Annotated in this window: 14 protein-coding genes; 6 read left to right on the top strand and 8 right to left on the bottom strand. The window is 63.8% G+C overall.

Annotated features, from left to right (window positions below; all coding sequences use genetic code 11):
• Positions 1-23: 23 nt before the first annotated feature.
• The 7 genes from BM059_RS18385 to BM059_RS18355 form a co-directional block, all read right to left on the bottom strand.
• Positions 24-398, bottom strand: a complete 375-nt coding sequence (locus BM059_RS18385) for a DUF2946 domain-containing protein (protein WP_074940827.1) — start codon at positions 396-398, stop codon at positions 24-26.
• Positions 398-892 carry a copper chaperone PCu(A)C gene (locus tag BM059_RS18380; RefSeq protein ID WP_074940825.1) on the bottom strand — a complete coding sequence of 165 codons (495 nt, stop codon included), beginning with the start codon at positions 890-892 and terminating at the stop codon, positions 398-400. Before BM059_RS18380 ends, BM059_RS18385 begins: the two co-directional genes overlap by 1 nt.
• A gap of 73 nt (positions 893-965) precedes the next feature.
• Complete coding sequence (locus BM059_RS18375; protein WP_074940823.1) at positions 966-2339, bottom strand: PepSY-associated TM helix domain-containing protein; 1374 nt, start codon at positions 2337-2339, stop codon at positions 966-968.
• A gap of 36 nt (positions 2340-2375) precedes the next feature.
• A complete protein-coding gene (locus tag BM059_RS18370) occupies positions 2376-3875 on the bottom strand; it encodes a PepSY domain-containing protein (protein WP_074940951.1) in 1500 nt (499 codons plus the stop codon).
• 5 nt (positions 3876-3880) lie between these two features.
• The gene (locus BM059_RS18365; RefSeq protein ID WP_074940821.1) at positions 3881-6037 is read right to left on the bottom strand and encodes a TonB-dependent receptor; all 2157 of its coding nucleotides are present in this window, start codon (positions 6035-6037) and stop codon (positions 3881-3883) included.
• Between the two features lie 72 nt (positions 6038-6109).
• On the bottom strand, positions 6110-6505 hold the full coding sequence (locus BM059_RS18360) for a DUF2946 domain-containing protein (RefSeq protein ID WP_036998167.1): 396 nt from the start codon (positions 6503-6505) through the stop codon (positions 6110-6112).
• 108 nt (positions 6506-6613) lie between these two features.
• Complete coding sequence (locus tag BM059_RS18355; RefSeq protein WP_036998168.1) at positions 6614-7531, bottom strand: LysR family transcriptional regulator; 918 nt, start codon at positions 7529-7531, stop codon at positions 6614-6616.
• Positions 7532-7637: 106 nt separating this feature from the next.
• Here BM059_RS18355 and BM059_RS18350 point away from each other — a divergent pair, with 106 nt between their 5' ends.
• From BM059_RS18350 to BM059_RS18340, 3 genes are all read left to right on the top strand, one after another.
• The gene (locus BM059_RS18350; RefSeq protein WP_036998169.1) at positions 7638-7931 is read left to right on the top strand and encodes a putative quinol monooxygenase; all 294 of its coding nucleotides are present in this window, start codon (positions 7638-7640) and stop codon (positions 7929-7931) included.
• 22 nt (positions 7932-7953) lie between these two features.
• Entirely contained in the window at positions 7954-8970 is a 1017-nt protein-coding gene (locus BM059_RS18345) for a zinc-binding alcohol dehydrogenase family protein (RefSeq protein ID WP_074940819.1), read from the top strand.
• 232 nt (positions 8971-9202) lie between these two features.
• Complete coding sequence (locus tag BM059_RS18340) at positions 9203-9385, top strand: hypothetical protein (protein ID WP_074940817.1); 183 nt, start codon at positions 9203-9205, stop codon at positions 9383-9385.
• A gap of 59 nt (positions 9386-9444) precedes the next feature.
• Here BM059_RS18340 and BM059_RS18335 read toward each other — a convergent pair whose 3' ends face one another.
• Complete coding sequence (locus BM059_RS18335) at positions 9445-10101, bottom strand: TetR family transcriptional regulator (protein WP_074940815.1); 657 nt, start codon at positions 10099-10101, stop codon at positions 9445-9447.
• Positions 10102-10280: 179 nt separating this feature from the next.
• Here BM059_RS18335 and BM059_RS18330 point away from each other — a divergent pair, with 179 nt between their 5' ends.
• From BM059_RS18330 to adeC, 3 genes are read left to right on the top strand one after another with little or no spacing between them, the layout of a single operon-like run.
• Positions 10281-11429 carry an efflux RND transporter periplasmic adaptor subunit gene (locus tag BM059_RS18330; protein ID WP_036998173.1) on the top strand — a complete coding sequence of 383 codons (1149 nt, stop codon included), beginning with the start codon at positions 10281-10283 and terminating at the stop codon, positions 11427-11429.
• A gap of 14 nt (positions 11430-11443) precedes the next feature.
• Positions 11444-14587, top strand: coding sequence for an efflux RND transporter permease subunit (locus BM059_RS18325; RefSeq protein ID WP_074940813.1), 3144 nt, complete (start codon positions 11444-11446; stop codon positions 14585-14587).
• Positions 14584-16017: an AdeC/AdeK/OprM family multidrug efflux complex outer membrane factor gene (gene adeC / locus BM059_RS18320; RefSeq protein ID WP_074940811.1), complete on the top strand. Its 1434-nt coding sequence runs from the start codon at positions 14584-14586 to the stop codon at positions 16015-16017. The genes BM059_RS18325 and adeC overlap by 4 nt, the downstream gene beginning before the upstream one ends.
• Positions 16018-16644 lie beyond the last annotated feature (627 nt).

The following is a 16644-nucleotide window of genomic DNA, read 5'->3' as shown; positions in this document are numbered from 1 at the left end:
ACGGCCTCATGGGAGTGCTGACTTCAGTTGCGCATGGGCGGAGCGCGTGGCAACGCATGGGGAAAGTGGGCACCCGGCAGCGGGTGCGCCGGTAACGCCAGGGCGACGTCGCGAGACGACTCCAGGCGGCTCGCAGCCAGCGAGTAAGTGTCGGCCAGCACAGGGCAATGCGAGAACAGCGAACAGTAGCCGCAGGCATCCACCTGCAACACTGGGTTGGAGCTACCCGTTGGGGCCGGCACACTACCGGCCCCATCATGACAGCTGAGTTCGCTCAGCCAGTGCCAGTCAGCCGGCTCGGCACGCAGTTGCGACGCCAGGGGCGCCAGAACGATAAGGACGAACGCCAGCAGCCCAAGCTGGGCAGCGAAGGTTCGTCTGCGTGCCGTGAACATCATCAGTGCTGGTGCTTGCCTGCGTCATGACCGGCAGCATGATCATGCCCCGCCGGCGCATCCTTCTGCACCGCAACTTCGACCTCGACCTTGCCGGCTTTCTCGAAGTCCAGGATCAGCGGGAAGCGCTCACCGTCCTTGGCCTGCTGCTTCAGGTTGAACAGCATGACGTGATAGCCCATGGGCTCGAACTTCACCTCGCCACCAGCCGGGATGGCCACGTCCTGCACCTGCTGCATCTTCATCACACCATCGGCATGTACGTGTTCGTGCAGTTCGGCCTTACCGGCCACCGGTGTGCTGACACTGAGCAGGCGGTCGGCTTCGCTGCCCTTGTTGTGGATAACGAAATAAGCGGCGGCAGTCGGCGCCACCGGCGGCATTTCGCGCGACCAGGGATGGTCGATATGCAACTGGCCTGCCTCGTACTCGTGGGCCTGCACCAACAGCGTAGGCAGCAGCAGGGTAAGGCCGAGCAGGGTTTTCTTCAGGGTCATGGGTGTTGCCTCCTGGTTTGGAATCGAATCATGGGTCGAGCGTACAACGTCTTACGACGATCAATCTGTTCATTCATGCCTGCGGCTGGGCTGATGGCCGTAGTTGGCGGTAGCGCGCGAGCAACCAGTCGAACGCGAAGATCAGCAACAGCGAAGCGCCGACCAGCGGGAAGATCAAGCCGAGCACGATCATCACGCCGATGGCGGTCTTCCAGCGCGGCAGGTCGTGGCGCAGCGGGGGCACGCCGAAGCGTCCGGCCGGGCGGCGCTTCCACCACAGCACCAGGCCGCTGACGGAGCTGAAGATGATCAGCAGGCAGACCGCCGCCATCAGCAACTGGTTGGCCAGGCCGAACAGCTTGCCTTCGTGCAGCATCACCCCGGTTTCCACGGTTTTCGCCACCGGGCCGTAGTCCTTCCAGCGCACGTCGGCGAGCACCGCGCCGCTGTATTGGTCGAAATGCAGCGTGGCATCGTTGCGCGGGTCATCGGCGAACAACGCGACGGTGTAAACGCCCTGCTCGCCTTTCGGCAAGCTGATGCTGTAGCCGGGCTGGACACCGCGCTCGGCAGCGCTCTCGACCACCTGCTGCAGCAGGCTGACGGAGGCAGCCGGCGCCTGATGCCCGGCATGGCCCTGATGTGCGGCATGTGGGTCGGACGCCGGCAGCGGCGTGACTTCCACCGCCCAGGCCACGGTTTGCTGGCTGCTGCTGTTGAGACTGCCGGTCAGTTGGCCGGACTTGGGTACGTCATCCCACATGGCGGCCGGAAAGTGATTCCAGGCACCGGCGAACTGCGCGCCCCAGTAGCCCGTCCAGGTCATGCCGGTGAGCAGCATGAACAGCAGCAATGCGCTGCCCCAGAAACCAGTGACCGCATGCAGATCGCGCCACAACAAGCGCCCCCGTGCGTTCACACGCGGCCACAACACCCCTGCCCCGCTGCGGCCGCGCGGCCACCACAGGTACAGGCCGGACACCACCAAGACGATGCCCCAGCCGGCGGCCAGTTCGATCAGCCGGTCACCGACGGTACCGATCAGCAGATCACCGTGCAGCTTGCGCACCACGGCCTGCAGGTTCCACAGCGCATCCTGGCTGCCGAGCAGGCTGCCGTTGTAGGGATCGACGAACAGGTTCAACTCCTGGCCGTCCTGATTGATCACGAACTGCGCACTGCGATCCTGCGCAATAGGCGGCAGGTATTTGCTGACCGCCGCCTGCGGGTAGGCTTCGCGGACGATGGCCAGTTGCTGATCGGCGCTGAGGCGCTGCTCGGCGACCGGCACCTGCATCAGGTCGGCGTACATCCACGCATCGAGCTGCGGCTTGAACAGGTAGATGATCCCGGTAACCGACAGCAGGATCATGAACGGGATGACGAACAGCCCGGCATAGAAATGCCAGCGCCAGGCCAAGTTGTAGAACGAGGTGGACTCACGCATGGCAGGTGCCTCCATCAGGGGTGTCATGAAAGGGGTTCATAGCGGCCTTCCTGCGTTTCGCAGGAGCGCGCTTCTGTGCTTCGGTACTCGCCCACGACGCAAACGTCGCCAACCCAGCACCGTGCCACTGAGGCAGATCACCAGGCCGCCAAGGCTGAAGGCGATGATCAGGGCTTCGCGCAGCAGCGGACGTTCCAGCAGCGGCTGCCAGTCCCAGCTGTGCAGCAGGTTGAATAGCCAGCGGCCAACGCGCTGGCGCTGATCATGCCGTGCGACCATCTCGCCGCTGGCGGGGTCGAGGTAGACCCAGGTTTGCTCCGGGTCATCGAAGCGCACCCGCAGCACCGGCAGCGGACGGTTCTGAAAGCCGTACATGCTCTGTGCATCACGGGCGAAGTAGTAGGAATCGAAGCGCTCCAGCCACTCGCTTTGCAGCGCCATATCCGGCGCCATGAGGCGAGCCGTATCGAGCAGTTGCTCACGGGGCAATTGACGCAGCAAGGTCGCGCCGTACAACAGGCGGCTTGCACCGCTCGCATCGCGCGCCACCAGATAGGTGCTGCCATCCAGGCGACGCCATTCCAGCTCGACCACATCCAGCTCCGAACGCAGCAGCTGCAATGCACGGCTGACGGAAAGCGAGATATCCGCAGCGCGCAACTCGCCGCCCTGCATCAGCGCCGCGTCGAGGCGCGAACGGCTGTCGGTGGTGCCCCAGGGCCGCATGGACATCAAGCCACTGAAAATCCACGCCACCAGCACGACACCGAACAGCAGGCCGCCAATATGGTGCCAACGCCACCAGCCTGCCGAGTACGGGCTGCGCGAGCCGTTGCGATAGGGCCGGCGAAAACGCCAGCGCATCACGCCAACCACCATGCCCAGCACGGCCATGGCCGTGCCCAGCAGAGACAGGCCGATCACCAGTACGCGCCAACCGTTGTCGAATCCGAAGCCACCGCGCAGCGGATAAAGCCAGTGCAGCCAGGCACCCAGCCAGTTCCAGCGCCGCTCCTGCAGGCTGGCGTCGCGCACCACTTCGCCGGTCCTGCCGGACAGGTAGAGCCAGGTACGCTCGGCATCGCCCAACTCGACCAGGTGCAGGGGACGCTCGGCATCCAGCGCACGCGAATGCGTCCAGACATCCTCCTCGAACTGGCCGCGATAACGCAGGGGCACGTCACCGGCATATTGCCGGGCGCCAGTCAGCGCCCAGGCTTCGTCGGCCAGCTCCAGTGGTTCACCGCTGCGCGCATCGAGGGTCACGCGGCGCCCGTCGGCCAGCTCCAGCAGATAGAACGGCTGGCCGCCCAGGCTGCTCAGGCGCAGCCGCTGCAACGGCAGCTGCGCCCATTGCGCCGGCACCTCGGCGCAGCAGGTCGCGGGCAGCGCCGGCAGATGCCCGAGGCGTTCGCTGCTGGTCAGCTTGGGGTAGCCGACATACAGCATCACCACCCCGGAGACGAACCACAGTGCCATCAGCAGGCACAGGCCGATACCCAGCCAGCGATGCCAGAGGTACAGCTGCCGCTTCAAGGCCATCAGTAACGCCACTGCACAGCCACTTCCAGGCTGCGTGGCTCACCCAGGTAGTACTGAGTGTTGCTCTGGTGGATGAAGCGCGCGTAGGTCTCGTCGGTGAGGTTGCGCAGCCGCGCGCTCAGTTCGGTGTGGGCATCCAGGTCGTGCTTGAGGAACAGCCCGTAGACCGTGTACGACGGCACCCACATGGTGTTGGCGGTATTGGCGTAGACCGAGGAGACATAACGCGCATCGGCCCCCACCTGCCAGTCCGGCGTGACGTCATAGGTCAGCCAGAGGTTGGCCACGCGCTCGGGGATATTCACCGGGTTCTTGCCCTTGCGCGATACCGCCACACCACCGACGTTTTCGTTGAACTCGTCGTACTCGGCACGTACCCAGGCGACGTTACCGGCGGCCAGCAACTGCGGGGTGATCTTGAACGAGGCGGCCAATTCAACACCGGTGGAGGTCTGCTGCCCGGCCTGCTCGGTGGTGTTCGGCACAGAGGAAGATGGCACCGAGATGTTCTTGCGCACGATGCGATAGGCCGCCGCTGTCGCCGAGCCGCGCCCATCGAGGAAGTCGAACTTGCTGCCCACTTCCACCTGGCGCCCGGTGCTCAGGTCGAAATCGGCGACCTGGGCGACCGAGGCGCTGGTCAGCGTGCCACCTGGCGGCTCGGCCGAGGTGCTGTATTGGGTGTAGAGGCTGAGGGCATCGGTCAGGTCATAGACCAGGCCGACCCGCCCGGTGAAGGCATCCCAGCGGCGATCCAGCTCGACGCGAGTCGCGTGCTCGGTCACCTCGAAGTCGATATGGTCGTAACGCAGCGCGGTGATCAGCGCCAGGCGCTCGGTCAGGCGGGTACGGTTCTCGACGAAGGCCGAAGAAGTGTCGGTCCAGGTGCTGCGGCCCTTTGTACGCGGGGCGCCCATGCCGGGGATGTCAAGAAACTCGCCTGGGTCGAAACCGTTGGGGTCGACCGTATCGAAGTTCGCCGAGATCGACAGCGGGTAGTTGGTCTGCTGGTTACGGCTGTACTCCAGGCCGAAGGCCCAGTCGCTCGCCAGGCCAAACAGATCGCCGGCATGGGTCAACTCGAAGCGGTCGCCATTGACCTCCTGATCATGACGCTGCCGGTAGGCGGCAGAGCGGGTCACCAGGGTGTTGTCAGCGTTGTAGCGATAACGCTCGAGGTTGCGGTAATCGCGCTGGCCCTTGTAGTGGTAGAAGGTGTTGCGCAGCTGGGTGGCGTCATCGAAGCGGTAGTCGGTGATCGAGCGCAACCAGCGCGTGCGTTGCTCGTAGCGACCGTCCTCGACGTTGTAGTTGTTGAAGCGGTTGTGCTTGTCGATACGCAGCTTGCCGCTCAGTGGCTGCAACACGGGCGAGCCCCAGTACGGGCTGTCTTCCTGCTCTTCCAGGTACTCGATGGCCAGGGTGTGGGAAAGCTGGTCATTGATGTCGCTGAGCAGGGAAAAGGCCAGGTTGCCGGCCCCGTTCTCCTGGCGGTCGATATAGCCGTTGGTGTGGGTGCGGCTGTAATCCAGGCGCGCGTAATGGCGCGGCCCGTCGCCCTGGTTAAGCGCCTGATTGACGCCGATGGCGGTTTCCCAGGTGTCGTAGCGCGAGTAACTGACGCGCCCTTCCAGGCTGTCCTTGTCGCGGCTGGCCAACTTGGTGATGTAGTTCAGGCTGCCACCGACCGCACCGCTGCCATTGAGAAACGACGACGGCCCGCCGAGCAGTTCGACCCGGTCGTAGATCCAGGCGCCGACAGGACGTGCCGAACCGCCGTACTGCAGATTGATGCCATTGAACAACTGGCCGATCTGCGCGCCATTGAAGCCGCGATAGGCCACATAGCCGCCCCAGCCGGGTGGCGCCGACGCATTCACGCCGGGCAAAGCATTGGCGGCATCCTGGAAGTTGCGCACGCCCAGGCGCTCCATGGTCGCGCGGTCGGCCACGCTGACCGAGGCCGGGTTCTCACGGGCGCTGAGATTGAGGCGCGAGCCGCTCTCGATGGTTTTATCCAGGTTGATGCCGGTGGCCTCGTCGGGCTCGGCGGCAACGCCAGATACGGTGCTGGCAGGCAGCGTCAGGGCGTCATCTTGCGCCCATGCAACAGAGGCGCTGCAAGCGAGCAGCGCCAGGGTGGTCATGCGAAACATGTAAGGCTTCCAGGCTTTTGTTCGATAAGCCCGCACGCGCCCTGGCCTCAAAGCCAGGTTGAACGGGCGACTTCAGAGCGCAGGAAGCAGGAAGGGAGAAGCGCGGGGATTGGCGGGAGGCCAGCGATAGCGGGCGAGACGCGGGATGTGCAGGGCGGCCAGCGGCCGCACACGTTCGGCCACGAGCAAGCCGAGCAGACCGAAGAAGGCCGCCAGGATGATCGCGCTGAACAGGCTGGCCAGCGCACAGTTGGAGCCGGTGGCCGGGTTCGGCGCGACGATACCGGAGCCGTCGAGGTCGGCGCCCGCGCCGAAGTTGCCGTCGAACGAGCAGTACTGGCCGTCCAGGCCGCTGAGCTGCATGCCGGCCATCTGGCCGTGGCTGATCGCGCAGACGAACGCACTGAACAGGATGCTGAAGTACAGCAACCAGGCAGTCAGTGAGCGGTCTTTGCGGGCCAGTTTCATGGGGCGCGACTCTAAACAGAGGATGGCAGCGCGACACTGCGGTACGTTGCCGCAGTCATTTGTGGCAGAAGTCTAGCAGAGCAGAGCGCTGATCGTTACTGCCGGCGCTCAGCCTCGCCAGGGCGCTGGTGCCAGCAAGGTCTCACAACGTACCTGGACGAACTCACGCAGCAGGTGCACCGCCTTGCTCAACTGGGCGCGATGCGCGCAGACCAGATACAGCGGCGTCGACTCGCCCAACCAGTTGGGTAGCAATACCTGCAGCCGTCCCTCACGCACGTCCTCGGCCACATCCAGCCAGGATTTGTACACCACGCCCTGCCCGGCCACGGCCCAGCGCCGGGTGACGTCGGCGTCATCGCAAACCCGGTCACCAGTTACGTTGATCACCGTCTCGCGCTTGCCATCCTGAAAGCGCCAGCGGTCATGCACACGGCCATGCAGCATATAAAGCAGACAATTGTGCTGATGCAGGTCCTCCACGCTCTGCGGCGAACCGTGCCGGGCGAGGTAGGCCGGCGCTGCGCAGAGCACCCGGCGATTGTCCGGCGCCACCGGCAACGCCACCAGACTGGAATCCTCCGGTGCGCCGTAGCGCAGGGCGATATCCACCGGCTCACGAAACAGATCGGTCACCCGGTCGGCCAGCAGCAGACGCAGCTGCAATTGCGGATGCTCACTCTGAAACGCGTCGAGCCAGGGCAGCAGCGTGTTGCGACCCAGATCCGAGGGTGCCGACAGCTGCAGCACACCGCAAATCCCCTCCTGGCTGCCAACCAGTTGCTGGCGCCCTTCCTCCAGGCTCTGCAACGCCAGCCGGGCATGCACCAGGTACAGCTCGCCCTCGGGGGTCAGGCGCAGGCTGCGTGTCGAGCGCGCCAGCAGGCGCACCTGCAGTTGCTGCTCCAGACGCTTGAGTGCGGCACTGGCCACGGCCGGCGACACATCCAGCAGCCGCGCGGCGGCAGAAAGGCTGCCGGTCTCAGCGGTACGCACGAAAAGTTGCAGATCGTCGAAACGCAGCATGACCGCTCACTTTCAAAATATTGATGAAAGAGACTCTATTACCAGCCGCTTTTTCTCGCCATACAAATAAACGAGCATGGCCTCAGTCTCACTACCGGAGCCAACCATGACCACTGCGCTAACACTGATCGCTACGATCAAAGCCCTGCCAGGGCATGCCGAAGCGGTGGCCGCAGGCCTGCAACAGCTGGTCATTGCCAGTTGCGCAGAACCTGGCTGCCTGCAATACGCGCTGCATCGCAACCAGGTCGATGCAGATCAGTTCGTGATGATCGAACAATGGCGCGACGCCGCGGCATTGGACCAGCATCGCGCAGCGCCACACTTCCTACACTTCACCAACGTATTCGGCGAGCGGCTGGCAGGTATCGATCTGCTGCCGCTGCAACGCCTTGCCTGATTGCCTAAAGAGGACCATTTCCATGAAAGCCGTCGCTTACTACCAATCTCTGCCTGCCGACCATCCCGAAGCCCTGCAGGACGTACAGCTGGATGCACCGACTCCCGGCCCACGCGATCTGCTGGTCGAGGTTCGCGCCATCTCGGTCAACCCGGTCGATACCAAGATTCGCCTCGGCGTTGCACCGGAAAATGGTGCCGCCAAGGTCCTTGGCTGGGATGCCACCGGCGTGGTCAAGGCCGTGGGCAGCGAAGTCAGTCTGTTCCAGCCCGGCGACCGGGTGTTCTATGCCGGCGCCATCGACCGCGCTGGTGCCAACAGCGAACTGCATCTGGTCGATGAACGCATCGTTGGCCATATGCCGAACAGCCTGTCGTTCGCCGAAGCGGCAGCCCTGCCACTGACCGCCATTACCGCCTGGGAACTGCTGTTCGAACGCCTGCAGGTAGCCGAAGGTTCGGTAGATCAGGGCCAGAGCCTGCTGATCGTCGGCGCCGCCGGTGGCGTCGGTTCGATCCTCACCCAGTTGGCGCGCCGCCTGACCGGCCTGACCGTGATCGGCACCGCCTCGCGCCCGGAAACCCAAGCCTGGGTCCGTGAACTGGGCGCGCATCATGTGATCGATCACAGCAAGCCGTTGAGCGAGGAACTGGCACGTATCGGCATCGGCCAGGTCACCCATGTCGCCAGCCTGACGCAGACCGACCAGCACTATGCACAACTGATCGAGTCCCTCGAACCGCAGGGGCGCCTGGCGCTGATCGATGACCCACTGCAACCGCTGGACGTGATGCAGCTCAAGCGCAAGAGCCTGTCGCTGCACTGGGAGCTGATGTTCACCCGTTCGCTGTACCAGACCGCAGACATGATCGAGCAGCACCGCCTGCTGGAGCGGGTATCCGACCTGGTCGACAGCGGTGTACTCAAGACCACCCTCGGCGAACATTTCGGTCGCATCGATGCAGCCAACCTGCGTCGTGCCCATGCGCTGCTGGAAAGCGGCAAGGCCAAGGGCAAGATCGTGCTCGAAGGGTTTTGAGGCCGATGTTGGGCTGGGTCGCATGTGGTAGATCGTGTGGTGGGCTAAAGCGGATCGCCGCCCGGCCCACCAGATCCTGCATCCCGCCCCCGTCATCCCGCTGCTTATCGCAAAGCGTTCTTAACGCTGGTCGGCCCTTTGACCCACGTCAGAAAAAGGTCATGTAAGCAGACTATCCTGACTGTCCCCAATCAGCGTCGACGACTCGTCGCAGCTCAAGGAGGTGGTCAGCATGAAGATTGTCGTCCAACCGCAGAATCAGGGTGGCGAACGCCTGTGGCAGGTTCGCCTGGATCAACATTGCGTGAGCTTTCGTGGTGAAGAAGAGGCGCGCCAGTTCGTTGCCAAGCTCGAAGCACGACTGCGCGCGCCGCATAACCTGCCCGACTGGCCTGCGCAACTCAAGGCAGGCTGAGTAACTGCAATGCCGTAGGGTGCGCTGTGCGCACCGAAGAAAATCGGGCTCGCCCTCGCCTACTTCTCGCCTGACGCCTGACTGACTAGCGTCAGGCGCAACGCCGGGCTGCGCAGCATGTCCAGCACGGTATCGACCAGCACAGGCGCCTGCTGCGCCAGGTCGAAGTTGGGTACCAGCAGCCAGTTGGCCTCGATGCCTTCCATATAGGCATGCAGACAGACAGCCGCGCGTGCGCAGTCCAGGTCGCTCGGCAATTGGTCCTTGTTGACCGCATTGCTCAACGCCTTGGCGATACGCTGATCGCACTCCAGGCTAAGCGCCTGCATGCGCTCGCGCAGACCCAGCAGCTCACCGGTGTATTCGCATTTGTAACGCAGGATGTCATGGGTGCGGTGGGTCTGCGGCTCACTGGCCAGCCGCGTCAGCGCCTTGATCAGCAATTCGCGCATGCAGCCCAGCGGGTCGGGCTCGTCTTCACTCTCGCTGGCACGCGCCAACTCTTCGAGCGGCAGGCGCAGGCGTTCGAGCATGGCCTGAAACAGGTCTATCTTGTTCTCGAAGTGCCAATAGATGGCACCACGACTGACACCCGCTTCTTTCGCCACCTCAGCCAGAGACGCACGGGAAACGCCTTGGGCATGGAACACCCGCTCGGCAGCATCGAGTATCTGCACCCGCGTTGCCTGCGCTTCCTCTTTGGTTCTTCTGGCCATCTGTCACCTACTTTCGTGCCACCGTAACCCTTCGGTAAAGAAGGACGGGCGAGAGTATGCAGGCAGCTTTAGGCATTTACAAACATTCACGTACGTAAGTATATTCCTCCATCGATTTTTTCCCCTGCCTTCGTCCCCTTCGCCCCTTGGGCCATGATTCGATAAAACGAGGTTCTCAGATGCACTCGAAGCCAGCCTTCGCTGTCTTGGTTTCCGCCATCGCCGTGGCAATGCTCAGTCTCACCGGCTGCCAGGAATCCAGCGCCCCACAGACCCAGCAAACCCCGCAAGTTGGGGTGGTCACTCTCGAGGCCAAACCCTTCACGCTGACCAGCGAAGTGCCGGGTCGTACCAGCGCCTATCGCATCGCCGAAGTCCGCCCACAGGTCAACGGCATCATCCAGAAGCGCCTGTTCACCGAGGGTAGCGAGGTCAAGGCGGGTCAGCAGCTGTACCAGATCGACCCGGCCACCTACGAAGCTACGCTCAAGAGCGCACAGGCCACCCAGCTTTCGGCCAAGTCCCTGGCTGATCGCTACAAGTTGCTGGTGGCCGACAAAGCCGTCAGCCAGCAGGCCTATGACGAAGCCCGCGCTGCGGCCCTGCAGGCTGACGCTGCACTGGAGCAGGCACGTATCGACCTGCGCTACACCAAGGTGATGGCACCAATCAGCGGTCGCATCGGCCGTTCCGCGGTGACCGAAGGGGCGCTGGTCAGCAATGGCCAAACCAACGCCATGGCCACCATCCAGCAGCTCGACCCGATTTACGTCGACGTCACCCAGTCGAGCAAGGAATTGCTGCGTCTGCGCCGCGATCTGGCCGATGGTCGCCTGCAAAAAGCCAGTGAAAGCGCTGCCAAGGTCGCCCTGAAACTGGAAGACGGCAGCCAATACGCCCATGAGGGCACGCTGGAGTTCTCCGAAGTCGCAGTGGATGAAAGCACCGGTTCGGTAACCCTGCGCGCCGTGTTCCCCAACCCCGATCATCTGCTGCTGCCGGGCATGTTCGTGCATGCTGAGCTGCTCTCCGGGGTCAGGCAGAACGCCATCCTCGCTCCGCAGCAGGGCGTGACCCGCAACCAGCGCGGAGAGCCGACGGCAATGGTGGTAGGTGCCGACAACAAGGTTGAACTGCGCGTGCTCAAGGCCGACCGCACCGCTGGCAGTGCCTGGCTGGTGGAGGACGGCCTGAAAGAAGGCGACCGTCTGATCACCGAAGGCCTGCAGTTCGTGCAGCCCGGCGCCGAAGTGAAAGCCGTGCCGGCCGGCAACATCAAGACCGAACAGCCTGCCCAAGACGCCGAACCAGCCAGCGGCCAGGACTAACGGAGAAGTACTGAATGTCCAGATTCTTTATCGACCGGCCGATCTTCGCCTGGGTGATCGCCCTGGTGATCATGCTGGCGGGTGGCCTGTCCATCCTCAAGCTGCCGATCAACCAGTACCCAAGCATCGCACCGCCTGCCGTTGCCATCCAGGTCAGCTACCCGGGCGCCTCGGCGCAGACGGTGCAGGACACCGTGGTGCAGGTGATCGAGCAGCAGCTCAACGGTATCGACGGCCTGCGCTACGTTAGCTCGTCGAGCAACTCCGACGGCAGCATGGAGATCATCGTTACCTTCGAACAGGGGGTGAACCCGGATATTGCCCAGGTTCAGGTGCAGAACAAGCTGCAACTGGCGACACCGCTGCTGCCACAGGAAGTCCAGCAACAGGGCATCCGCGTGACCAAGTCGGTGCGCAACTTCCTGATGGTCATCGGCGTGGTGTCGAAAGACGGCAGCATGACCCGTGAGGACTTGTCGGACTACATCGTCTCCAACCTGCAGGACCCGATCTCGCGGACCAAGGGTGTCGGCGACTTCCAGGTATTCGGCGCGCAGTACGCGATGCGCATCTGGCTCGACCCGGCCAAGCTCAACAGCTTCCAGCTGACCCCGGTTGACGTGCGCAGTGCCATTCAGGCGCAGAACGTGCAGATTTCCTCCGGCCAGTTCGGCGGCCTGCCAGCGGCGCCGGGCAACCAGCTCAACGCCACCATCATCGGCAAGACCCGCCTGCAGACCCCGGAAGAATTCCGCAAGATCCTGCTCAAGGTTCAGGCCGATGGCTCCCAGGTGCGCCTGGGCGATATCGCCAAGGTCGAGCTGGGTGGTGAGAACTACGCCATCAATGCGCAGTTCAATGGCCTGCCGGCCTCCGGCCTGGCGATTCGCCTGGCCACCGGCGCCAACGCCCTGGATACCGCCAAGGCAGTACGTGAAACCATCGAAGGTCTGGAGCCATTCTTCCCGGCCGGTATGGAAGTGGTCTTCCCCTACGACACCACGCCAGTGATCTCGGCCTCCATCGAAGGGGTGGTACACACCCTGTTCGAGGCCATCGTGCTGGTGTTCCTGGTGATGTTCCTGTTCCTGCAGAACCTGCGCGCCACCATCATTCCGACCATGGCGGTGCCCGTGGTGCTGCTCGGCACCTTCGGTGTCCTGGCGGCGTTCGGCTTCTCCATCAACACCCTGACCATGTTCGCCATGGTGTTGGCCATCGGCCTGCTGGTGGACGACGCCATCGTGGTGGTGGAAAACGTCGAGCGGGTGATGCGTGAAGAAGGGCTATCGCCGAAGGAAGCGACACGCAAGTCCATGGGCCAGATCCAGGGCGCGCTGATCGGTATCGCCCTGGTGTTGTCCGCGGTGTTCTTGCCGATGGCCTTCTTCGGTGGCTCCACCGGGGTGATCTACCGGCAGTTCTCCATCACCATCGTTTCGGCCATGAGCCTGTCGGTGCTGGTCGCGCTGATCTTCACGCCGGCGCTGTGCGCCACCCTGCTCAAGCCCATCGACGGCGATCACCACGAGGCCAAGCGCGGCTTCTTCGGCTGGTTCAACCGTACCTTCGACCGCGGCAGCAGCGCCTATCAGCGCGGCGTAGCCGGCATGCTCAAGCGCAAGACGCCTTACCTGCTGCTGTACCTGGTAATCGTCATCATCATGGCGTGGATGTTCACCCGCATCCCCACCGCCTTCCTCCCCGAGGAAGACCAGGGCGTGCTCTTCGCCCAGGTGCAAACGCCATCGGGTTCCAGCGCCGAGCGCACTCAGGTGGTGGTCGATGAAATGCGCCAGTACCTGCTGGAAGACGAAGCAAGCACGGTCAAATCGGTATTCACCGTCACCGGCTTCAACTTCGCCGGCCGTGGCCAGAGCTCCGGTATGGCGTTCATCATGCTCAAGCCCTGGGGTGAACGCCCGGGCGCGGAGAATGGCGTCGCCTCGCTGGCGCAACGTGCGCAGATGCACTTCTTCAGCTTCCGCGATGCGATGGTGTTCGCCTTCGCCCCACCGGCGGTAATGGAGATGGGTAACGCCACTGGCTTCAACTTCTTCCTGCAGGATCAGGCGGGTGTTGGCCACGAGGTGATGAACGAGGCACGTGACAAGTTCCTCAAACTGGCCAACGAGCACCCGGTGCTCGACAGCGTGCGCGCCAACGGCCTGCGTGACGAAGCGCAGTACCAATTGCTGATCGATGACGAGCGCGCCCGTGCACTGGGCCTGTCGCTGTCGGACATCAACAGCACCCTGTCGATTGCCTGGGGCGCCAGCTACGTCAACGACTTCATCGACCGTGGACGGGTGAAGAAGGTGTACCTGCAAGGTGTAGCCGACGCACGCATGAGCCCGGAAGATCTGAACAAGTGGTACGTGCGCAACGACCAGGGCCGGATGGTGCCGTTCAGCGCCTTCGCCAGCGGCGAGTGGACCTACGGTGCGCCGAAGCTGGCGCGCTACAACGGCGTCTCGGCGGTGGAAATCCTCGGTGCCCCGGCGCCCGGCTACAGCACCGGCGATGCCATGGCCGCCGTCGAGGAAATCGCCTCGCAACTGCCGCAGGGCGTTGGCTACTCCTGGACCGGTCTGTCCTACGAGGAGCGCCTGGCTGGCTCGCAGACCACTGCACTGTTCGTGATCTCGGCCATCGTCGTGTTCCTGTGCCTGGCAGCCTTGTACGAGAGCTGGTCGATCCCGTTCTCGGTAATGCTGGTGGTGCCACTGGGGATCATCGGTGCGCTGCTGTTCACCGAGCTGCGTGGGCTGTCCAACGATGTGTTCTTCAAGGTCGGCCTGCTCACCACCATCGGTTTGTCGGCGCGTAACGCGATCCTCATCGTCGAGTTCGCCAAGGCGCAGTACGAACAAGGCATGACCTTCGCCGAGGCGGCCATCGAAGCCTGCCGCATGCGTCTGCGCCCGATCATCATGACCTCGCTGGCGTTCATCCTCGGCTGTCTGCCGCTGGCCATCGCCAGCGGTGCCGGCGCCGGCAGCAAGCACGCCATCGGCACCGGGGTGATCGGCGGCATGCTCAGCGCGATGATCCTGGCGATCTTCTGGATTCCGTTGTTCTACGTAGTGGTCTGCTCGCTGTTCGAGAGAAAGCGCCCCGAGCCGGCCAGTGAAAAAGAGAAGGAGGTACTGCAATGAGGCAGTCCCTGTTGTCCCTGGCCGTGGCCGCCGCTCTGCTCAGCGGCTGCAGCCTGATTCCCGACTATGAGCGCCCGGACGCGCCGGTGGCCGCCGACTGGCCGCAGGGCGAGGCTTACGGCAGCGCCGCCAGCGAAGGCAGCCGCGCCGCGGCCGACCTGCAATGGCGCGAGTTCTTCCGCGACCCGGCGCTGCAGCAGCTGGTGCAGGTGGCGCTGGAGAACAACCGCGACCTGCGCGTCGCCGCGCTGAACGTCGAAGCCTATCGCGCGCTGTACCGCATTCAGCGTGCCGACCTGCTGCCCTCGGTTTCAGCCGACGGTGCCGGCACCCGCCAGCGCCTGCCAGCCGACCTGAGCCAGACCGGCGAAGCCCGCACCAGCGGCCAGTACAGCGCGACCCTGGGCGTCAATGCCTGGGAGCTGGACTTCTTCGGTCGTATCCGCAGTCTCAGCGAACAGGCCCTGCAGCAGTACCTGGCCACCGAACAGGCCGCGCGCAGCACGCAGATCAGCCTGGTGGCCAGCGTCGCCAACGCCTACCTGCAATGGCAGGCGGATCAGGCGCTGCTGCAACTGACCCAGGACACCCTGAAAACCTTCGAGGAAAGCTACCAGCTGACCCAGCGCAGCTTCGACGTCGGCGTCGCTGATGCCCTGGCCCTGAGCCAGGCACGCAGCGCGGTGGACAGCGCCCGCGTCAGCCTCGCGCAGTACCAGCGCCTGGTCGCTCAGGATCGCAACGCCCTGACTCAGTTGCTCGGCAGCGGCCTGCCAGCCGATCTGCCGCAGGGGCTGGCGCTGAATGCCGAACTATTGGAACAGGTGCCTGCCGGCCTCCCGGCCGACCTGCTGCAGCGTCGCCCCGACCTGCTCCAGGCCGAGTACCAACTCAAGGCGGCCAACGCCAATATCGGCGCGGCACGCGCGGCGTTCTTCCCCAGCATCAGCCTGACCGCCAATGCCGGCACCGCCAGCAGCCAGTTGTCCGGCCTGTTCGACAGCGGCTCGGGCACCTGGCTGTTCCAACCACAGATCAGCCTGCCGATCTTCAACGCCGGGCGTCTGCGCGCCAACCTCGACTATGCCGAGCTGCAGAGCGATATCCAGGTCGCGCAATACGAGAAAGCCATCCAGGTGGCTTTCCAGGAAGTCGCCGACCGCCTGGCAGCGCGCACCACCTACCGCCAGCAACTGGACGCCCAGCGCGCCCTGCTGGAAACCACCGAGACCTATTACGACCTGGCCGAGCGCCGCTACCGCACTGGCGTGGACAGCTACCTGACCCTGCTCGACGCCCAGCGTCAGCTGTTCAGCGTGCGCCAGCAGCTGATCGCCGACCGCCTGGCCCAACTCAGCAGCGAAGTGGAGCTGTACAAGGCCCTGGGTGGTGGCTGGAGCAATACGGGGAACAACGCCCCACAAGGTTGATCGCGCGTAACCCGCTTCAAGGACGACCTTACCCAACGCGCCGCCCCCGCAGTCTTTGCGGGGGCGTTTTTTTGGTTCTTCGCAAAGTCTTGGGAAAGTGCGGGTTGACACCGGACTGGCAATTAAGTGTTAGCTGCCGGTGCTGGCACTATCCGTTAGCGCGTCGTCTGATCTGAAGGGTTTCGCCCCTTACGGGCGAGTCACTTTCTCTTGCTTGCCCAAGAGAAAGTAACCAAAGAGAAGGGCACCCCGACATCCGGCCCCGGCTACGCCGGGGTTCCCTCGCTCCATCACCACTCCAGGGGCACGCTGCGAAGGGCCATCCCTGGCCCATCGCAGCTCTCGCGACATCCATGTCGCTCAACCCCTTCCACGGTGATTCCACTCGGCCTCCAGAAGGGGATTTGGGCGTCGTCTGTAAGATCGCGGTGAAAGAGCAAAAGCCAGACGCTACCGACTTTGATCTGCTGAAGATTTCGCAAGCTCGCGATTAGGTCCCCTTCAGGAGGCCGAGCAGAGGTGTTGCGTAGGGGAGTGAGCCGCATGGATGCGGCGAAAGGCTTAAAGGGCCAGGGATGGCCCTTGTAAGCCGGCCCCCGGAGCAGCGCCGGCGCGAGGGAAGTTTCG

The sequence above is a fragment of the Ectopseudomonas composti genome, from assembly GCF_900115475.1.
GTDB lineage: Bacteria > Pseudomonadota > Gammaproteobacteria > Pseudomonadales > Pseudomonadaceae > Aquipseudomonas > Aquipseudomonas composti.
This window is presented reverse-complemented; position numbering and strand designations above follow the sequence as displayed.